16 protein-coding genes are annotated in these 18007 nt (G+C 58.8%); 10 read left to right on the top strand and 6 right to left on the bottom strand.

All coding sequences use genetic code 11. From position 1 onward, the window contains the following. Nucleotides 1–7: 7 nt before the first annotated feature. The 5 genes from BM408_RS17305 to BM408_RS17285 all read left to right on the top strand — a co-directional run bounded on the left by BM408_RS17305 (nucleotide 8) and on the right by BM408_RS17285 (nucleotide 4838). A complete protein-coding gene (locus tag BM408_RS17305; RefSeq protein WP_092131421.1) occupies nucleotides 8–931 on the top strand; it encodes a metallophosphoesterase in 924 nt (307 codons plus the stop codon). Nucleotides 932–942: 11 nt separating this feature from the next. Then, nucleotides 943–1605, top strand: coding sequence for an HAD family hydrolase (locus tag BM408_RS17300; protein ID WP_092131353.1), 663 nt, complete (start codon nucleotides 943–945; stop codon nucleotides 1603–1605). 106 nt (nucleotides 1606–1711) lie between these two features. Further along, the gene (locus tag BM408_RS17295) at nucleotides 1712–2092 is read left to right on the top strand and encodes a YciI family protein (RefSeq protein ID WP_092131351.1); all 381 of its coding nucleotides are present in this window, start codon (nucleotides 1712–1714) and stop codon (nucleotides 2090–2092) included. A 328-nt stretch (nucleotides 2093–2420) separates the two neighbouring features. Continuing rightward, the gene (locus tag BM408_RS17290; protein ID WP_092131349.1) at nucleotides 2421–3581 is read left to right on the top strand and encodes an aminotransferase class V-fold PLP-dependent enzyme; all 1161 of its coding nucleotides are present in this window, start codon (nucleotides 2421–2423) and stop codon (nucleotides 3579–3581) included. A 99-nt stretch (nucleotides 3582–3680) separates the two neighbouring features. Further along, nucleotides 3681–4838 carry a formyltransferase family protein gene (locus tag BM408_RS17285; RefSeq protein WP_092131347.1) on the top strand — a complete coding sequence of 386 codons (1158 nt, stop codon included), beginning with the start codon at nucleotides 3681–3683 and terminating at the stop codon, nucleotides 4836–4838. 60 nt (nucleotides 4839–4898) lie between these two features. Here BM408_RS17285 and BM408_RS22815 read toward each other — a convergent pair whose 3' ends face one another. The 6 genes from BM408_RS22815 to BM408_RS17270 all read right to left on the bottom strand — a co-directional run bounded on the left by BM408_RS22815 (nucleotide 4899) and on the right by BM408_RS17270 (nucleotide 11553). After that, nucleotides 4899–5954 (bottom strand): DNA methyltransferase family protein, encoded by a 1056-nt coding sequence (locus BM408_RS22815; RefSeq protein WP_139237374.1) that lies wholly within the window; start codon nucleotides 5952–5954, stop codon nucleotides 4899–4901. Beyond that, complete coding sequence (locus BM408_RS22810; protein WP_175541831.1) at nucleotides 5951–6943, bottom strand: hypothetical protein; 993 nt, start codon at nucleotides 6941–6943, stop codon at nucleotides 5951–5953. Before BM408_RS22810 ends, BM408_RS22815 begins: the two co-directional genes overlap by 4 nt. Further along, on the bottom strand, nucleotides 6930–8528 hold the full coding sequence (locus tag BM408_RS17280) for an ORC-CDC6 family AAA ATPase (protein WP_217649443.1): 1599 nt from the start codon (nucleotides 8526–8528) through the stop codon (nucleotides 6930–6932). The genes BM408_RS22810 and BM408_RS17280 overlap by 14 nt, the downstream gene beginning before the upstream one ends. Nucleotides 8529–8815: 287 nt before the next feature. Next, a complete protein-coding gene (locus BM408_RS22805; RefSeq protein WP_175541830.1) occupies nucleotides 8816–9664 on the bottom strand; it encodes a phosphoribosyltransferase-like protein in 849 nt (282 codons plus the stop codon). 79 nt (nucleotides 9665–9743) lie between these two features. Beyond that, complete coding sequence (locus BM408_RS17275) at nucleotides 9744–10382, bottom strand: dUTP diphosphatase (RefSeq protein WP_217649442.1); 639 nt, start codon at nucleotides 10380–10382, stop codon at nucleotides 9744–9746. A 133-nt stretch (nucleotides 10383–10515) separates the two neighbouring features. Continuing rightward, on the bottom strand, nucleotides 10516–11553 hold the full coding sequence (locus BM408_RS17270) for an AraC family transcriptional regulator (protein WP_092131419.1): 1038 nt from the start codon (nucleotides 11551–11553) through the stop codon (nucleotides 10516–10518). Nucleotides 11554–11723: 170 nt separating this feature from the next. Here BM408_RS17270 and BM408_RS17265 point away from each other — a divergent pair, with 170 nt between their 5' ends. From BM408_RS17265 to BM408_RS17245, 5 genes are read left to right on the top strand one after another with little or no spacing between them, the layout of a single operon-like run. Continuing rightward, a complete protein-coding gene (locus BM408_RS17265; RefSeq protein WP_092131342.1) occupies nucleotides 11724–13346 on the top strand; it encodes a carboxyl transferase domain-containing protein in 1623 nt (540 codons plus the stop codon). A 24-nt stretch (nucleotides 13347–13370) separates the two neighbouring features. Continuing rightward, entirely contained in the window at nucleotides 13371–14504 is a 1134-nt protein-coding gene (locus tag BM408_RS17260; protein WP_092131340.1) for an acyl-CoA dehydrogenase family protein, read from the top strand. 33 nt (nucleotides 14505–14537) lie between these two features. Further along, nucleotides 14538–15329, top strand: a complete 792-nt coding sequence (locus tag BM408_RS17255) for an enoyl-CoA hydratase/isomerase family protein (RefSeq protein WP_092131338.1) — start codon at nucleotides 14538–14540, stop codon at nucleotides 15327–15329. Between the two features lie 4 nt (nucleotides 15330–15333). Next, on the top strand, nucleotides 15334–16002 hold the full coding sequence (locus BM408_RS17250) for a DUF4126 domain-containing protein (protein WP_092131336.1): 669 nt from the start codon (nucleotides 15334–15336) through the stop codon (nucleotides 16000–16002). Then, nucleotides 15995–17986 carry an acetyl/propionyl/methylcrotonyl-CoA carboxylase subunit alpha gene (locus tag BM408_RS17245; protein WP_092131334.1) on the top strand — a complete coding sequence of 664 codons (1992 nt, stop codon included), beginning with the start codon at nucleotides 15995–15997 and terminating at the stop codon, nucleotides 17984–17986. Before BM408_RS17250 ends, BM408_RS17245 begins: the two co-directional genes overlap by 8 nt. Nucleotides 17987–18007 lie beyond the last annotated feature (21 nt).

Here is an 18007-nt window from a genome sequence, read left to right as displayed (position 1 = left end):
TCAACCCGTGACAAGGCCCGCTAAATGGCGGCGGCGGCTAGCGGCAAACTGGTTTTCGCTGGCGGTGCTCTTGCTGGCCACATGGGCCTTCATCATCGAACCCCGCTGGGTCGCCCACCGCGAGATCACCGAAACGGTGCCCAACTGGCAAGGCCCGCCCGGCCTGAAAGTCGCGGTCGCCTCCGACTGGCATTTCACCAAGCAGCCGCTGCGGCGCGTCATGACGGTCGAGCGCGCACGCGCCATCGTCCGTGAGATCAACGCCGCCCGGCCGGACGTCATCCTCATCCCCGGCGACCTGATTGCCGAGTCCGATTACCAGCCCGAATTCGCCGCCACACCCGAAGACGAAATTGCCCAAGTGCTGGGCGAGCTCAAGGCGCCGCTAGGCGTTTACGCTGCGCTGGGCAACCACGACTGGTGGCATGACGGCCCGCGCTTTGCCGCCGCGCTGCAGCGGCACGGCATCACGGTGCTGGAGAACGACGCGCAGCCGCTTAAGGGCACGCCCCTCTGGGTGGTCGGCGTTGGTGACGACATGACCGGGCACTCCGATCCTCGCACAGCCGTCAAAAAACTGCCGCCGGGCGCGCACACGCTGGTGCTCATGCACGAGCCCGCCAGCCTCACAGGCCTGCCGCCGCTGCGCGGCCTCATCGTGGCCGGCCACACGCATGGCGGCCAGGTTTACCTGCCCTTTGTCGGCGCGCTGGTCGTGCCGGGCGACGCCCCGCGCAGCTGGGCTTACGGCTGGGTCGAGCACGGCGACAATCGCATGTACATCACCAGCGGGCTGGGCGTCAGCATCTTGCCGGTGCGCTTTAACATGAGGCCGGAGTGGGTGATGTTCACCATCAATTCCACAAGCCCTACCAACGCTACAAACGCAACCAATGCCACCAGTGTGGCCAACGGCAACTCAACGAAATAGAAAGCAGGCAGATGAAATTCGACGCGGTGTTATTCGACTGTGACGGCGTGCTGGTCGACAGCGAACCCATTACCAACGGCGTGTTGCGCGACATGCTGGAAGAGCGGGGCTGGAAGCTCAGTTCGGCCGAGTGCATGCGCCTCTTTGTCGGCAAAGCCGTGATCGACGAGCGCGCCACCATCGAAGCCAACACCGGCAAGCCCGTCACCCAGGCCTGGCTGGACGAATTCCGCGGCCGCCGCAACGAAGGCCTGGTCGAGTCGCTGCTGGCGGTGCACAACGCTGTCGAGGCCGTGAGCCAGATCCACACCACCTACCAGGGCCGCATCGCCTGCGCGTCCGGCGCAGACCGCTTCAAGGTCGAGCTGCAATTGAAGAAATGCGGCTTGATGCCCTTCTTTGAAAACCGCATCTTCAGCGGCCACGAACAGCCGCGTTCCAAGCCCTTCCCCGATGTCTACCTGGCCGCCGCCGCAGCGCTGGGCGTAGACCCCAAACGCTGCGCCGTGGTCGAAGACACCGTCACCGGTGTCACGGCCGGCGTGGCGGCGGGTTGCACGGTCTTCGGCTTCAGCCCGCCTGAGCTGGGCCATGACGCGCCCAAGGCCCTGCTGGCCACCGGCGCGGTGCATGTGTTTACCGACATGGCGGATTTGCCGGCCTTGCTTGGCTAATCAGTTGATGGACTGACGGGGCAGTTTTTTTTGCGGCGCGCGTGTCGATATCTGTCGATCCCGTTCGTCGTAGAGGTGTCATCAACCAATTTTTGAAGGAAACACCATGAAATACCTCTGCCTCGCCTATTACGACCCCGCCGAATTCGCCGCCATGCCGCCGGCCGACAAAAAAGCCCTGGTCAGCCAGTGCCCGCCCAAAGACGCCCAGCTCAAGGCCACCGGCCAGCTGCGCGTCAGCGCCTCGCTGGGCGAGCCCGCCATCCGCCTGCAACCGCGCAGCGGCAAGACGCAAAAGATCGACGGGCCGTTTACCGAAACCAAGGAGGTGGTGGGCGGCTTTTTCATCATTGACGCCGCCAATGCCGAAGAGGCCATCAAAACCGCCTCGCTGCACCCGGCGGCCACGCTGGGCGAGCAAGCCAGCTGGCGCATCGACATGCACCCCATCGGTTTCTTTGAGCAGTACGAAGGCAAGCCGGCCTGAATGGCCTGAGGGCGGGGCGCCGCCCAAAAAGGCCCAAATCCATGATGCGGAATTGACCAGACTGGCTCGGGCTCGGCCGGAGCTTGATTCGGGTCAATTCTTACCAATAAAAAATGGCCACAACCCAATAGGGGTGAGCGTAAGTTGCTTCCAAATTGATAGCGAGGTGCTTTCGCCCCGGGCGGCCCCGGGGCGCGCCTGTGGCCCTTTGCCGCCCCTTTCTTGTCCCTTTACACGCCCATCCGGCCCCATATCCCCCACTGCCAAAACCCCCTCATCCTGTTAAGCTGGCTGCCCGACTTTTCATAACGATTTGAGAGACATCACCATGCCCGGACTACTTCCCAACGTTGACCCTGACGGCCTGCTCGAGTTTTCGGTGGTCTACACCGACCGCGCCCTCAACCACATGTCCAGAAGCTTCCAGGGCGTGATGAGCGACATCTCCCGCATCCTCAAAGACGTGTACAAAGCGCACGCCGTGGCCCTGGTGCCCGGCAGCGGCACCTACGGCATGGAGGCCGTGGCCCGCCAGTTCGCCGGCGGCAAACACGTCATGGTCATCCGCAACGGCTGGTTCAGCTACCGCTGGACGCAGATCTTTGACATGGGCCACATCCCCGCCTCGCACACCGTGCTCAAGGCCAAACAGACCGGCCCCGGCGCGCAAGCCCCTTGGGCGCCCGCACCCATTGCCGACGTGGTCGCCGCCATCGCCAAAGAAAAGCCCGCGCTCGTCTTTGCCCCGCACGTCGAAACCGCCTCCGGCATGATCCTGCCCGACAGCTACCTGCAGGCCGTGGCCGCTGCGGTGCATGCCGTGGGCGGCCTCTTTGTGCTCGACTGCATCGCCTCCGGCGCCATGTGGGTAGACATGAAAGCCACCGGCGTTGACGTGTTGATATCCGCCCCGCAGAAAGGCTGGAGCAGCTCACCCTGCTGCGCCATGGTCATGCTCAGCGAGCGCGCCCGCGCCGCGATTGACGGCACCACCAGCTCCAGCTTTGCCTGCGACCTGAAAAAGTGGATGCAGATCATGGAAACGTATGAAAACGGTGGCCATGCCTACCACGCCACCTTGCCCACAGACGCCCTCACGCGCCTGCGCGCCGCGATGAAAGAAACGCAAGACTACGGTTTTGCCAAAGTCAAAGCCGAGCAGGAGGCCCTGGGCAGCAAGGTGCGCAAACTGTTTGAAGGCCGCGGCCTGCCCAGCGTCGCCGCCGAAGGCTTCAAGGCCCCGGGCGTCGTCGTCAGCTACACCACAGACCCCGACATCCAGTCCGGCAAAAAATTCCTTGCGCAAGGTTTGCAAACCGCCGCCGGCGTGCCGCTGCAGTGCGACGAGGGCGCAGACTTCAAAACCTTCCGCGTCGGCCTGTTTGGCCTGGAGAAGTGGCACCAGTCCGACCGCACCGTCGGCCAGCTCGCCGCCGCGCTCGACCAGATCGGCCTGACCGAGAAGGCGCGCCAGCCCGTCGCGGCCTGAGGGCTCATGTTTTATGGGGAGCTTCGGCTCCCTTTTTTATTTCCGCTTCCGGTTTTTCAGTTTTTCAATTCATCCATTCATTCCTAAAGAGACGTGTCAATGAAATGCGCTTTGGTCGGTTCCCGTTTTTTCGCTGCCTCGGTGCTTGAGGCACTACGCAAAGAAGAAGGCATTGAGTTCACCAGCATCGTCGCCCCCGCCGAAGACGACCGCCTGGCCGTCGCCGGGCGCGCCGCTGGCATCCCCGTGCATGTGCTGGCCAACCCCAAGATCGTGCCCGGCGAAGCCATTGCCGAAGGCACCGAACTCATCATCGCCGCGCACACCCACGCCCGCGTGAGTGACGACGCCCTCGCACGCTCGCGCCTGGGCGGCATCGGCTACCACCCCTCGCTGCTGCCAAGGCACCGCGGCATCGCGGCCGTTGAGTGGACGATCCTCGAAGGCGACCCCATCGCCGGCGGCTCCGTCTACCACCTGGCCGACGGCTGGGACGCCGGCGCCATCGCCGCGCAAGACTGGTGCTTTGTTAAAAAAGGCGAAACCGCCCGCGAACTGTGGGAGCGCGCCCTCGCGCCCATGGGCCTGGCGCTGCTCAGCAAGGTCGTGCACCACGCCCGCCTGCAAGGCAAGCTGCCCGCCGAAGTGCAAGACCCGGCCTTCGCCACCCGCGCCCCCATGCTGCGCAAAGCCGTGGTGCTGACCGAAGAAGTCTCATCCGCCAACACCTCGTTAGTCGTCTCCATCGTCGGCACAGACCGCCAGGGCATCGTCAGCTCTCTCGCAGACAAAGCCCAACGCTTCGGCGCCAACTGGGCCGCCAGCCGCATGACCCGCCTGGCCGGTGAATTCGCCGGCATGGTCCACTTCGAAGTGCCCCGCGAAAACGCCGACAACCTCGCCAACTCCCTCCGCGGCTTGCAATCCAGCGGCCTGCAAGTGGTGGTAGCCAAGAGCGACGGCGCCAACACCCCCGCCGCACTGCGCGTGTTTGAACTCGAACTCGTAGGCGAAGACCGCCTGGGCATCGTCAGCAACTTGACCAAGATGCTCGCCGAACGCGGCATCAGCATCGAAAGCATTCACACCGATATCGTGCGCAGCGGCGTCTCAGGCAAACAGACCTTCAAGGTGGAGGCGCACTTGCTGGTGCCGGCGAATTTGTCGGTGGAGGCCTTGCAGAAGGAGCTTGGGACGCTGGCCAGCGAGATGATGCTGGATATTGCGTTGGGGGAGAGGCAGGTTGTTGGGATGTAGGTGAGCGCCGAGCCGAATAATCTAAAAAACGAATGATGATTCGCCATCTTGAGGTGATCCTCAAATTTTTAGCGCAATCAATAGTTCTCTAATGCGCCTGATCGTGACGTAGGGCGCGCCCGTTCCCGAATAACAGAGAACGAAGTCTGACCAGTGGGAAAACAAATGCTCTTGAGCGTTCTCGCATTGTTGGATTGTGTCGAATTGAACGGCGATAACGCAGTCAGAAAGTACGACTTTGCGTCGACCTCTCAATATGCAAACTTTGTCTTTGGAAATTTTCCCCACTCGAGGGAAAAGAAGCGCGGGGCCCTGAAAAAACCAACTTGAACCTACTAAAGGTGCATCGGCTAACTGTATGGTGTTGGCTTTTAAATTGGTAGTATGCACCAGGGGGCCGTGAAATCCATCGTTCCATTCTGATGCGGTATGCATTTGCTGCCAGCCTCTGACTACTGCGCGCTGATCCTGAAAAAATGATGCGTCTACTGCCTTTGAGTGAGATGAACTCGAATTTCGCTTTCTCACTGAGACGATCGACGTGTTTGGAAATGCGTTATCGAAGGCCTGTCTGGAAAGTTTCTTCTCTACCGTTATCTCACAACTTCTTTCGATCGCCTTCCATGCGTTACCGTCTCTTTCGGAGGTCAAGCAGCCGTCTGGAAGTATGGAAATGATCGCCCCAGAAGGGGTCAGAAAATCTAATGTTCGTGCAATGAACGCTGCGGCTATTCCGCACTCAATGTGATCGTCTCCGATCTTTATGGTGTGAAGCGCGCCTCCACGCTGAGAGAACGGAGGATTCAACAAGGCAAGGTCAACTATGTTTGAAAGGCGTGACAACTTCGAGCTCCGCAACGATCGCTCGTCCACGAAATTTGCGTTGGTGACGCTCCATTCCGGTCGTTGGCGCTTCAGATGAAGATATGAGCTCCTATGCAGGTCATTCGCGACTAAATGGAGATCATCCCATTGAGCGGAGGCGGCATCTAATAAGCTACCTCGTCCTGCTGCAAAATCGGCAACCACTTTTGGAGTGGGGCAATAAATTGCTCCGATATCTACAAGCGATTTGGCAACCTCGCCAGAGGTGTAATGAGCATCAATTTGACTCATCGAGAGATACCTCTCGATCGGTAACGTTGCTTCGCGCGTTTAACCGCTGGGTCGTACGACACAAGTTTTGATACGTGATACGCAAGCAGCCGTTCAGTGCCATCAGTGCGTTTTTCAGCGCGGATCGGATGATCGTAAATTAGCTCAACTGGATTTTCTGTTGCCAGAGCAAATAGTACGGCGCCAAGCGAGTGCGGTTTGGTACCCACAAGAGCAACCTTCATTGCCGTCTCACTACGAGTTTTGGAAATTTCATCTAGCAAATAAAAAACGCTGAACGGACAGTTTCCCGGGGCGTATAGCGCTTCGTGCCAAGCCTGAGTGTCAATGAGAACGCGTTTGTTGCCAACATATGCTTCAAAAATGTACCAAGGTTTAAAGCCTGGGCATCCAATAACAGGAATGATTCGATCGGTTCCGGGTTGCACATGTTCAAGCATAAAGCTGAGGCGAGCTCCTTCGAACCCAAGAAGAGCTACAAGAATGAAGTCGCTATCGAAACGTTCCGACAGAACAGCATATCCAGGAAGGGGTGATATGCCGCTTACGCTTGCACTCAGATCATAAATTTGACCCTCAACCGGCGCAGCGCTGCGTCGATAATTACTTGGCTCGGCATAGGTGACGATTAACTCTTTTGACAGAGCGAGACCCGATCTTAGTAGTGCTGCCCATATTGAATGGGGGAGCCCGGTGATATCTAGATAAACCACCTCGCTCGGCGCTTCGATGCTCCAGAAACGAGCCAAGTCTGAATCGCTGCGCAATGAGTACGAATTCTGAGTATTTGCGGTGCTGAAAGTTTCTCGGTCCTCGGAAATTATTCGATTCAATACCGCAGTAGGGGCATCGGTTTCCCATGTGCTTATGTGACCGCTTCGTTCCTCGCTAGTTTGTCCGAACAAGTAGGTGGAGTTGGATTGCGGTCTAAAGTCTTGAACTTTGGCGTATGTATCGGTTAGAACTGGGGTGTCTCTAATGTTCTTCATAGAAACCGCCAAATAAATTCAACTGATCAGGGAGTCCGTCCATTTCTGGTCGATTTGAAGTTCGGAGGACTCGGCGAATTGTTTCCCGATGGTTCTCTACCATGCCTAATACGTCTGATGCCTCCAACGATAGCTTGCGTTTGCGTCGGTAGCTAAAGACAAATAGAGGTGCAAACACAGGGTGTAGTGAATAGTCGAATTCTCTAGTGTCTGTCTCGTCTAGGGGTTTGCTACCTGCATGACGAACGATGGCTTGATGCATGACTGCGTGGTTTATTAGGTCTGCAGCTCTTTTTTCAATATCAGCGCTGGATGAGGACCGTAGTGCAAATTGATTTACTTCTGGTGCGTGACCGGCCGCCTCAGCTGCAAGGACTTGAAAAATGCGCCCCAAGCTTAGAAGCAGTTTGGTAAGTCTTGCACCTTCCACACTGAGACCTTCTAGCTCAGCGAGATTTTTAGAGCCCACTTCCTGGGCCGCGCGAGTCTGTACGGCAGCGCTGACCGGTGCAGGCGGTTCAAGTGCCTCATCTAAATGGCGAAGAAATGCCGTGTGCACCAGTTCAATTAAGTATCGAATATTGCCGTTGGAAAGTGTCAGGAAGGTCTCCCAACCTACGTAGTACTTGCGGAACCCCGTTTTACCTTTTCTGATCGTAAAAAGCGATGCATGAAAATGATTCACCATTCGGACTCGCCAAGTCTCATTGTTTGCAATCCAGTCTCTGAGACATTCAAGGATCGACCCTCGTCCGGGCGCGGATGCCCAGTACCGAAGAAACATTAACTCTCCTACTCGCATGCTTTTCGCAACCGCCAACTCTGAAGTTGATGCTTCTGTCAGCTGCGAGAAGATGTCCTCTATTTGGCTAGGCTCCGTCAACGCATCGGCTTCATCCATCTCCGATAGTTCTGGTAGCAATAGTGGCATTGCGAGCAAGGCAGGATCAATGTCAGGATAGGCCTTCCGAACTCTTGTTTCAACAACGCTTTGGGCGAATTTTTTGAATTTGGACCCCTTTAGAACATCAAGCAGCGGTATGCGAGCATAGTCCGCTGGATGAGTCAGTTGTTCGTGTGCGGCAAGGGTGGCTCGTTGCCTTAATCCCAACTCTCTTACTCCCACCTTAAATGTATAAGGCGAAGAAGAATGCTTAATGATGGTGTTTACGACACGTTGTTGATAGTCAGTGAAGTTTTCGTATTCATCGATCAAGAAGAAGAACTGCTTACCAATAAGCGGGGATTTCTCTAGAAGCGCGGCTGTTAGTAGATCAATAGGTGCCGCCTGCATAGACAGCTTAAGAGGCTTGGCGTCAGATACGGTATTGATTGCCGCCTCAAAATCGACAAGGGAATCTTCCACGGCGTCGGCAAGATCAGCAATGCTTGTAGCTGGCTGCATTGCAAGGGCAACCGAAATGGTTTTGAGTTCGGCTAGCGAAAGATCAATGTGTTGACCTGTCTGTTCTTCATACCAGCCTACAAAGTCTAAAACTAGCTGGCAGAAAATTAAGTTTATGTAATGCGCAAAATATGCAATCCACCTCTCCTCGGTGAGCTCAGATCCTTGAAAAGCGGTCACGCGATTGGTATTAACGCGATAGTAGAGACCTATGAATGGCATCTCCGCCAATCGTGCTGGGTCTCGATTCTGTAGTACATACTGCCCCTGATAGGACAAACCTTTTAGAACGGTGGTCTTCCCCGTTCCCCGTCCCCCTATCAGGATGCAGGGTCTGTTGGTAGTGAGTTCACCAAAGTATGTTGGCTCTGTAAAAAGCTCGTATAGCTGATTGTCTAGCCACTCGGCTCTATACAACCCCAAGAGTCTGCTCAGGGTTTGTTTGGGTGCAGAACTGTTTTGCGTTGTCATACGGCACCTTTAACGAGAAGCGGCTGCCAGTTTTCCTGCCAGGAATAAAGAGGAAGGGTTGAGTCGGGCCAGCCATGAGCAAACGCCACCGATAACCCAAGATCATGAAAACCGCGCCAGTTTTCGTCATCTGCTGAATTCATTGATATCCCCGCCCGCTCACTTGCTCGCCTTATAAACTCAGGACCACTTGAGCACATGTCCTCTCGCCATATCAGCGATGGGGAGTTCAGCGCACTTGCCCTTTGATCTAGGATCTGACCGCTCAGTACCTTCACTTGTGGCGCAACATCTTTTATGTTGTTGATGCCATACGTAGTCGCCACGGCGGTACAGTAAAAAAAACGAAAACTGTCGGGGTGTCTATTGACGAGCTGTGCAAAAGAAATGGAGCTTATGTCGCTTGAAACAAACTCCTGACGTTTCCATAACTTAATAAACTGGGCGCCACTCCCAACAAAATCATCCACAAACACTACGGTGCCTGACCCCTTGCTGAGCAAATACTTCAGTGCTGCTTGGCCATCTAGAAGCTGCTCCTCATTTACACCTAAGTCATCTCGAGCTAGCCTTGCAAATGCGAATCCACTATCGGCAGCGCTAGGAATTTCTCCTCTTATCTGGACTACCACCACATCGTCAATAAATTTACTCCAAGCGCCTCTTGCGGTACTTATTGAGTCTTTAGGAACAACAAACTCCGACGCGCTTAAAAAAGCACTTCTGAAAAGCTGTCGTGTAAGAGGTTGGGAAAAATACAAAAAACTATCAAGCAGGCGGACCGCCCACGGTAATTCGTCCTCTTGAAAGTTATTTATCCAGCCTCGCCAATTGAACTCGACCATTCTTGGCCATAGGCCTACGTCCACCAAGTACTTCCAGCGACGTAGAGAGGACTCCGGTATTTGCTGAGCCATACGGAGCCTACTTAGATGTTAGATATCTTTGTGATAGTTCCCTATACACGACGTCTTCGAATTCGATTGCCATTGGATCGATGTCGGTAACAATTTCAGTCAGATGCTCGTTATCTTCTCGACCCTGCCAAATTTTCTCGTAGGTGCCTTCACGATATCCATGATCTTGACGAAATCTATTCAGCACATTTTTACCAATGTAGCCTCTGTAGAGGCTGTCGCCGCTGAAGCCGAAGGCGGACGCCAACTCCACAAACTTTCGAATAGGAAATCTCTTTTCTCTCAGAGTGGTCTCTGCAAACTCTTCTACTATTCTTAACTGCCTTTCTTGGCTAACGGCATTGGGTGACGGGTTGCCGCTTAGGAGGTTCTGGATTGAGCTAATTGCCGTCGTTGCGGGAGAATGTTGCAGCACATCACTAAGCCCGAAGTGCCAGAGATCTACGAGCTCCAAGTCGATTTGCGGCCCACACGGCATTTGTTTTTTCCACCATTTCCAGCCGACGTGATCCATTAATTCCCCGCATTCCACCCAGGCAGCTCTGTACCAAGCATTGTTGCGATCCCTCCAATTAGGGTCTATCTTGGAGTTCATCGACTCTTGCATCTTTAGCATTGCAGCAAGTTGGGCGTCAGTTAATTTCATTGATCTTCCCTTGCGGATCTTTGTTGAGTGTTCGTGCGGGAAACGGGCGTTTCTGCCGATAAAGTTTGCCTGGCCGCCTGCTTAAGGCGGAGAATTGACAATCATGATATAGGGTGAGAGTAGAAACACGAAATCACGCGATCCGGCGTGAGTCTCGAAAATCCCCCGGCGAAAGTTCAGCCCACTCCCGAAACGCCCGAATAAAACTCTTCTCATTCCGAAACCCCGAAGCCTCGGCCACCTGCTTGATCGGCTTGGAGGTCCGCAGCAACAACTCCTTTGCCTTCTCAAACCGCACCTCATCCTTGAGTTGCTGCAGCGAAGCGCCTTCCTCCTGAAGCTGCCGGTGCAATGAGCGCGCCGACATGTTCAGCGCCGCCGCCAAGGTCTCGGCATTTTGCGAAGCCACCGCAGGGTTCCCTAGCGCCTGCCGCACCTGCTCCACCAGCAATCTGTCTCGCCGGTACTGCAGTACCGTCAGCGGCAAAGCCCGCTGCAGCATCTGCTGCAAAGCTTTCTCGTCGCGACGCAGCGGCAAGGCCAGGTAGCGTGCATCAAACCGGATCTCGGCCTGCGCGGCGTTGAATTGCAGCGGCCCGGGGAACATCAAGCCATAGGCCTCCACATGCGGCGGCGCAGCAAACGGAAATCTCGCGCCCTGCAGCGGAATGCGTGAATCCACATACCAGCAGGCCAGGCCGTGGATGTTGCGCAGCACGTGGACCAGGCCAAACTCGCCAACCTGGCCGGGGGCTTTCTCTTCAACCGTGATGGCGGCGGTGTCGCCGGAGGTGACTACGCGCAGGGTGATGTCGTCGGCAATCAATGCGTGGTGGCGGCACCAGCGTTTCAGGGCGACGCCCAGATTGGGTGAGCTGATGGAGGCGCGGGCGAGCATGCCGTAGCTGCCCCAGGGCAGTTTGCGGCTGAAGGCGCCCAGGCCTTCGTCGCCCAGTTCCTGCATGGCGGCGCCTGAGAGCAGCTCCATCTGGCGGGCGGTGATGTGGCCGTTGGCTTGTTTGAGATGGGCTGGCGTGATCTGTGCCAGTTTCAGGGCTTCTGTGGGGCTTTGGCTGTGGCGTTTGTAGGCAGCTGTAATGCTTCTGGCAAAGGCCATGGGGGTGGCGGCTTTGGGCGGGTTTGCGGGCTTGGCGGGGGCTTTCACGGGCATGGCGGTAATTTTCCGCTTGAGTGGCAGGATTTGCAACCTCATTGGCCGACCCGGCGGGGCGGGTTTTCGCTAAGCTGGCTGTTTGGCGCTAAGGTAGGGCTCACGCGCCCGATAGCTTGGCGCCTGCCAGCCCGATTTCAGCGCCCCTCATCCGTATTTCAGGAACCGCCATGCCCGCTCTGGAGACAAAACTCAACGCCCGTTCTGCCGACTTTCAGGCCAATGCCGCCGCCATGCAGGCGCAGGTAGACGACCTGAACGCGCAAGTCGCCAAGGCCGCCCTGGGCGGCGGTGAGGCCACGCGGGCGCGGCATGTGTCACGGGGCAAGCTGCTGCCGCGTGACCGCGTGCAGATGCTGCTGGACCCGGGCACTCCTTTCCTGGAGCTAGGCCCGCTGGCCGCCAAAGACATGTACCCCGACCGCGACGGCACCGACAGCGCGCCCTGCGCCGGCGTCATCACCGGCATTGGCCGCGTCAATGGGGTGGACTGCATGATCGTGTGCAACGACGCCACGGTCAAAGGCGGCACCTACTACCCGATGACGGTGAAAAAGCATTTGCGCGCGCAAGAAGTCGCGATGCAAAACAACCTCACCTGCATCTACCTGGTCGACTCGGGCGGCGCCAATTTGCCCAACCAGGACGACGTGTTTCCGGATCGCGACCACTTCGGTCGCATCTTCTTTAACCAGGCCAATATGAGCGCGCAGGGCATTGCGCAGATCGCCGTGGTCATGGGCAGCTGCACGGCCGGCGGCGCCTATGTGCCGGCCATGAGCGACGAGACCATCATCGTCAAGAACCAGGGCACCATCTTTTTGGGCGGCCCGCCGCTGGTGAAGGCCGCCATTGGCGAAATCGTCAGCGCCGAAGACCTGGGCGGCGGTGATGTGCACACGCGCCTGTCGGGCGTGGCAGACCACCTGGCGCAAAACGACGCGCATGCGCTGGCCCTGGCCCGCCAGGCTGTCGCCAGCCTCAACAAAACCAAGCGCTTTGACCAGGCCCTGCGCACGCCGGTGCCGCCGCTCTACAGCCCGCAAGAGCTGCATGGCGTGATCCCGGTCGACACCAAGAAGCCCTACGACGTGCGTGAGGTGATTGCCCGCATCGTCGACGGCAGCGAATTTCATGAATTCAAGGCGCGCTTTGGCCCCACGCTGGTCTGCGGCTTTGCGCACATTGAGGGCATGCCCGTGGGCATCGTCGCCAACAACGGCATTTTGTTCAGCGAGTCGGCCCAGAAGGGCGCGCACTTTATCGAGTTGTGCTGCCAGCGCAAAGTGCCTTTGATCTTTTTGCAGAACATCACCGGCTTTATGGTGGGCCGCAAATACGAAGCCGAGGGCATTGCCCGCCACGGCGCCAAGATGGTGACGGCCGTGGCCACGGCCCAGGTGCCCAAATTCACCGTGATCATCGGCGGCAGCTACGGCGCCGGCAACTACGGCATGTGCGGCCGGGCGTATTCGCCGCGCTTCTTGTGGATGTGGCCGAACGCGCGCATCTGCGTGATGGGCGGCGAGCAGGCCGCCGGCGTGCTGGCCACCGTGAAGCGTGACGCGATTGAAGCCAAGGGTGGCAGCTGGAGCGCGGAAGAGGAGGCCGCCTTCAAGCAACCAGTGCTGGACCAGTTTGGCCACCAGTCGCACCCGTATTACTCCAGCGCCCGCGGCTGGGACGACGGCGTGATTGACCCGGCGGATACGCGGCGCGTGCTGGCGCTGGGGCTCTCGGCCACGCTCAACCAACCGATTCCTGACACGAAATTCGGCGTCTTCCGCATGTAAGCCCAGAAGTTCAAGAAGCACGCCATGGACAACATCTACATCACCCCCGAACACGAACTGCTGCGCGAGCAGATCGCCCGCTTTATCGCCCGCGAAGTCGAGCCCTATGCCGCCCAGTGGGAAGAAGAGGGCTGTGTGCCGCGCGAGGTGCTGCGCAAGATGGGCGACGCCGGCCTGCTGGGCCTGATGTATGAATCAGAGTTCGGCGGCGGCGAGGCCGATGCGCTGACCAACCTGGTGTTTGCCGAGGCGCTGTCGCAGTCCACCTTTGGCGGCTTCATCATCACGGTGCTGGTGCATACCGATATGGCCAGCCCGCATTTGTTTCATGCGGGCAATGCGGCGCAGAAGGCCAGGTACATGCCTAACGTGATTGCCGGCAAGACGATTACCGCCGTCGGTATTACCGAGCCCGGTGCGGGCTCTGACGTGGCAGGCATGCGCATGACGGCCAAACGTGAAGGCGATGAATGGGTGCTCAACGGCACCAAGATGTTCATCACCAACGGCGTGCATGCCAACCTCTATTTCGTCGCGGCCAAGACGGGCACGGCGCGGCACCAGGTGTCGATGTTTATTGTGGAGAAGGGCACGCCCGGTTTTACCGTGGGCCGCGCGCTCAAGAAAACCGGCTGGCTCTCGTCCGACACCGCCGAGCTGGTGTTTGACAACGTGCGCATCCCGGTCGGCAACCTGCTGGGCGACGAGGGCAAGGGCTTTTATTCGGTGATGAAGAACTTCCAGACCGAGCGTATCGCCCTGGCGGCCATGGCCGTCGGCCACTGCACGCAGGCGCTGAAGATGACGCTGGACTATGTGCGCCAGCGCCAGGCCTTTGGCGCCACGCTGTGGGAGAAGCAAACCATTCGCCAGCGCATCGCCATGCTGGACGCCAAGACCCGCGCGGCGCGGCAGTTTATGTACCACTGCGCCTGGTCCGTCACGCAGGGCCGCGACATTGTGCAAGAGGTCTCCATGCTCAAGGCGCTGACGGGCGAACTCGTCAACGAAGTGCTGCAGACCTGCCAGCAGTTCCACGGTGGTATGGGCTTTATCCGCGAGACAGCGATTGAACGCCTGTGGCGCGACGCACGCGTGCTGGGCATAGGCGGCGGCGCGACGGAAGTCATGCTGGAAGAAGTGGCCAAACGCTATTGAGCGCTATTGAACGTTATTAATGAAATCCTGAACATGAATCACCTGATCATTCAAGTCGAGGCGCTGGTCGCCACCGTCACGCTGAACCGCCCCGATGTGCGCAACGCCTTTAACCAGGAGGTGATCGCCGAGATGACGCAGGCCTTTGTGGAGTTGAGCCTGCGCGATGACGTGCGCTGCGTCGTGCTCGCGGCCAACGGCCCGGCCTTCTGTGCGGGCGCAGACCTGAACTGGATGCGCAGCATGGCCGACTACACCTACGACCAGAACCAGGACGACGCGGGCCGCCTGGCGACCATGATCCAGGCGGTGTACGAATGCCCCAAGCCCGTGATTGCCCGCATACAGGGCGATGTCTACGCGGGCGGCACCGGCCTGGTGGCGGCGTGCGACATCGCCGTGTCTGTTGATACCGCCGGCTATTGCCTGAGCGAGGTCAAGTTGGGCCTGATCCCGGCCACTATCAGCCCTTATGTGATTCGGGCGATGGGTGTGCGGGCAGCGCATCGTTATTTCCTCACGGCCGAGCGCTTTGACGCCGCCGAAGCCTTGCGCATCGGCTTTGTGCATGAGGTGGTGACGGCGGAAGCGCTGGATGCCAAGGTGGCTGAGCTAGTGAAAGCGCTGGTCAACGTCGGCCCCGAAGCCGTGAAGCTCTGCAAAAAGCTGGTGCAGGACGTGGCTGGGCAAGCCATCACGCCCGAGCTGACGCAGATGACGGTTCAAAGTATTGCGGATGTGCGCGTGAGCCCGGAAGGCCGTGAAGGCGTTCAATCCTTTTTGCAGAAACGCAAACCGAATTGGTTGCCTTCCAAGCCAGCATGACGCCATGAACAGCCTGGACACCGCACAACTGATTGCCTTGGCCGGCGCGCTGGGCTGGGCTAGCGGCGTGCGCCTCTACCTCGTGGTGCTGCTCACCGGCCTGGCGGGGTTTATGGGCTGGGTTGATTTGCCTGCGGGTTTGCAGTTGTTGTCCAACCCAGTGGTGCTGGGTGTCAGCGGTTTTATGGTGTTCATTGAATTTTTTGCCGACAAGATTCCGGGGCTGGATTCTTTGTGGGATGTGGTGCATGGCGTGATCCGCATTCCGGCCGGCGCTGCGTTGGCTGCGGCGGTGTTTGGCGCAGACAACGGCCTGGGCGCGCTGGTGGCAGCGCTGCTGGGCGGTACGCTGGCCGCCACCAGCTTTGCGGCCAAGGCCACCAGCCGTGCGGCCATCAATACCTCGCCCGAGCCTTTCAGCAATATCGGCGCATCGCTGCTCGAAGACGGCCTGGTGCCGCTGGGCCTGTGGCTGGCGATTGCGCATCCGCTGATTTTTGTCGTGGTGCTGGCCCTGGTGCTGGCGCTCAGCATCTGGCTGATACGGGTTTGCTGGCGCTTCCTGCGCCAGCTGTTTATCCGTGTGGCCCGCATTTTCAGCGGCAGGCCTGACCCTGGCACCGCTGCCGCTTTCACCTTGAAGTCTCCTTTCTCAAAGAACGACCATGTTTAAAAAAATACTTATCGCCAATCGTGGAGAGATCGCCTGTCGTGTGGCGGCGACTGCGCGCCGCATGGCCATCCAGTCCGTCGCGGTGTATTCCGATGCCGATGCAGGCGCCAAGCATGTCGGCTTCTGCGATGAAGCCATTCACATCGGCGGCAGCGCACCCAAAGACAGCTATCTGCGCTGGGAACGCATCATCGAAGCAGCCAAGGCCACGGGCGCCGAAGCGATTCACCCGGGCTACGGCTTTCTGAGCGAGAACGAAGAATTCGCCCAGGCCTGCACCGACGCCGGGCTGGTCTTTATCGGCCCGCCGGCCTCCGCCATCAAGGCCATGGGCCTGAAGGCCGAGTCCAAACAATTGATGGAAAAAGCCGGAGTGCCGCTGGTGCCCGGCTACCACGGCAGCGACCAGGACCCGGCCCTGCTCAAGCGTGAGGCCGACCGCATTGGCTACCCGGTGCTGATCAAGGCCAGCGCGGGCGGCGGCGGCAAGGGCATGCGTGCGGTGGAGAAGACGGAAGACTTCGAGGCCGCGCTGGCCTCATGCAAGCGCGAGGCCATCAACAGCTTTGGCGACGATGCGGTGCTGGTTGAAAAGTATGCGCAGCGCCCGCGCCACATCGAGATCCAGGTGTTTGGCGACACGCATGGCAATTACGTTTACCTGTTTGAGCGTGACTGCTCGGTACAGCGCCGCCACCAGAAGGTGCTGGAAGAAGCACCTGCCCCTGGCATGACGGAGGCCATGCGCAAGCAGATGGGTGAGGCGGCGGTGGCTGCGGCGCGTGCCGTCAATTACGTGGGCGCAGGCACGGTGGAATTTATCGTGGAGCAGCGCACGGACGGCTCCATGAATTTCTTCTTTATGGAAATGAACACGCGCCTGCAGGTCGAGCACCCGGTGACGGAAGCCATCACCGGCCTGGACCTGGTCGAGTGGCAACTGCGCGTGGCCTCCGGCGAAAAGCTGCCGCTGGCGCAAGACCAGCTGCGCATCACCGGCCACGCCATTGAAGCGCGCATTTGCGCCGAAACGCCCGACAACAACTTCCTGCCCGCCACCGGCACGCTGAATGTCTACAAGAAGCCGGTGCACACCGCATTCGAGCGTGGCCAGGTGCGTGTGGACGATGGCGTGCGTGAGGGCGACGCGATCTCGCCGTATTACGACTCCATGGTGGCCAAGCTCATTGTGCACGGCGCCACGCGCGCGGAAGCGCTGGCCCGGCTGGATGACGCGCTGGCGCAAACCCGCATCGTGGGCTTGAGCACCAATGTGCAGTTCTTGCGTTACGTGGTGCGCAGCCCCTCGTTTGCTAAAGCCAATCTCGACACGGCGCTGATCCAGCGCGAAGAGGCCGTGCTCTTCAAGCAGGAGCCTGTGGGCCTGGCGATGGCGGGTGCCGCGGCGGTGGCCAAGGCGTTGCTGGACGAGCGTGCGGCCGAAGGCGCCGACCCTTTCAGCCGCCGCGACGGCTGGCGTTCACATGGCGTGATGCAGCGGCGCTTTGAGTTTGAGTTTCATGGCGAGCCCGCCAAGGCCACGCTGACCTATCTGCATGACGGCGCTTTGCAGCTGGCGATTGGCGAGGCATCGGGCCCCTTGGTGTTTGCCGAAACCGCGCAGGGCATTGATGTGCAGTTTGCAGGCCAGCGCATGACGGCGGCGGTGTATGCGCAAGGCGAACTGGACCATGTCTTCACCGCCAGGGGCGCGACGCAAATCCTTTCCATCGACCTGCTGGCCCATGCGGGCGAGGCGCAGGCCGAGGGCGGCCGCCTGACGGCGCCCATGCCGGGCAAGGTCGTGTCCTTCGCCGTGAAAACCGGCGACAAGGTGAGCAAGGGTCAGCCGCTGGCGGTGATGGAAGCCATGAAGATGGAGCACACGATTGCCGCGCCGGCCGACGGTGTGGTGCAGGAGTTGCTGTACGCGCCGGGCGACCAGGTGAGCGAGGGCGCGGAATTGTTGAAAATAGCCGTTTGATGGCGTTTTGCCATTTGATTC

Source organism: Polaromonas sp. YR568, from assembly GCF_900116715.1.
Taxonomy (GTDB): Bacteria; Pseudomonadota; Gammaproteobacteria; order Burkholderiales; family Burkholderiaceae_C; genus Polaromonas.
The sequence above is the reverse complement of the archived record's forward strand: the minus strand, read 5'-3'. Positions and strand labels throughout refer to the sequence as shown.

Bases quoted from the DNA above. Each gene is read 5' to 3' on its own strand.
- BM408_RS17300 (WP_092131353.1), top strand. From the start codon at position 943: ATGAAATTCGACGCGGTGTTATTCGACTGTGACGGCGTGCTGGTCGAC.
- BM408_RS17295 (WP_092131351.1), top strand. From the start codon at position 1,712: ATGAAATACCTCTGCCTCGCCTATTACGACCCCGCCGAATTCGCCGCC.
- BM408_RS17290 (WP_092131349.1), top strand. From the start codon at position 2,421: ATGCCCGGACTACTTCCCAACGTTGACCCTGACGGCCTGCTCGAGTTT.
- BM408_RS17285 (WP_092131347.1), top strand. From the start codon at position 3,681: ATGAAATGCGCTTTGGTCGGTTCCCGTTTTTTCGCTGCCTCGGTGCTT.
- BM408_RS22815 (WP_139237374.1), bottom strand. From the start codon at position 5,954: ATGAGTCAAATTGATGCTCATTACACCTCTGGCGAGGTTGCCAAATCG.
- BM408_RS22810 (WP_175541831.1), bottom strand. From the start codon at position 6,943: ATGAAGAACATTAGAGACACCCCAGTTCTAACCGATACATACGCCAAA.
- BM408_RS22805 (WP_175541830.1), bottom strand. From the start codon at position 9,664: ATGGTCGAGTTCAATTGGCGAGGCTGGATAAATAACTTTCAAGAGGAC.
- BM408_RS17275 (WP_217649442.1), bottom strand. From the start codon at position 10,382: ATGAAATTAACTGACGCCCAACTTGCTGCAATGCTAAAGATGCAAGAG.
- BM408_RS17270 (WP_092131419.1), bottom strand. From the start codon at position 11,553: ATGCCCGTGAAAGCCCCCGCCAAGCCCGCAAACCCGCCCAAAGCCGCC.
- BM408_RS17265 (WP_092131342.1), top strand. From the start codon at position 11,724: ATGCCCGCTCTGGAGACAAAACTCAACGCCCGTTCTGCCGACTTTCAG.
- BM408_RS17260 (WP_092131340.1), top strand. From the start codon at position 13,371: ATGGACAACATCTACATCACCCCCGAACACGAACTGCTGCGCGAGCAG.
- BM408_RS17255 (WP_092131338.1), top strand. From the start codon at position 14,538: ATGAATCACCTGATCATTCAAGTCGAGGCGCTGGTCGCCACCGTCACG.
- BM408_RS17250 (WP_092131336.1), top strand. From the start codon at position 15,334: ATGAACAGCCTGGACACCGCACAACTGATTGCCTTGGCCGGCGCGCTG.
- BM408_RS17245 (WP_092131334.1), top strand. From the start codon at position 15,995: ATGTTTAAAAAAATACTTATCGCCAATCGTGGAGAGATCGCCTGTCGT.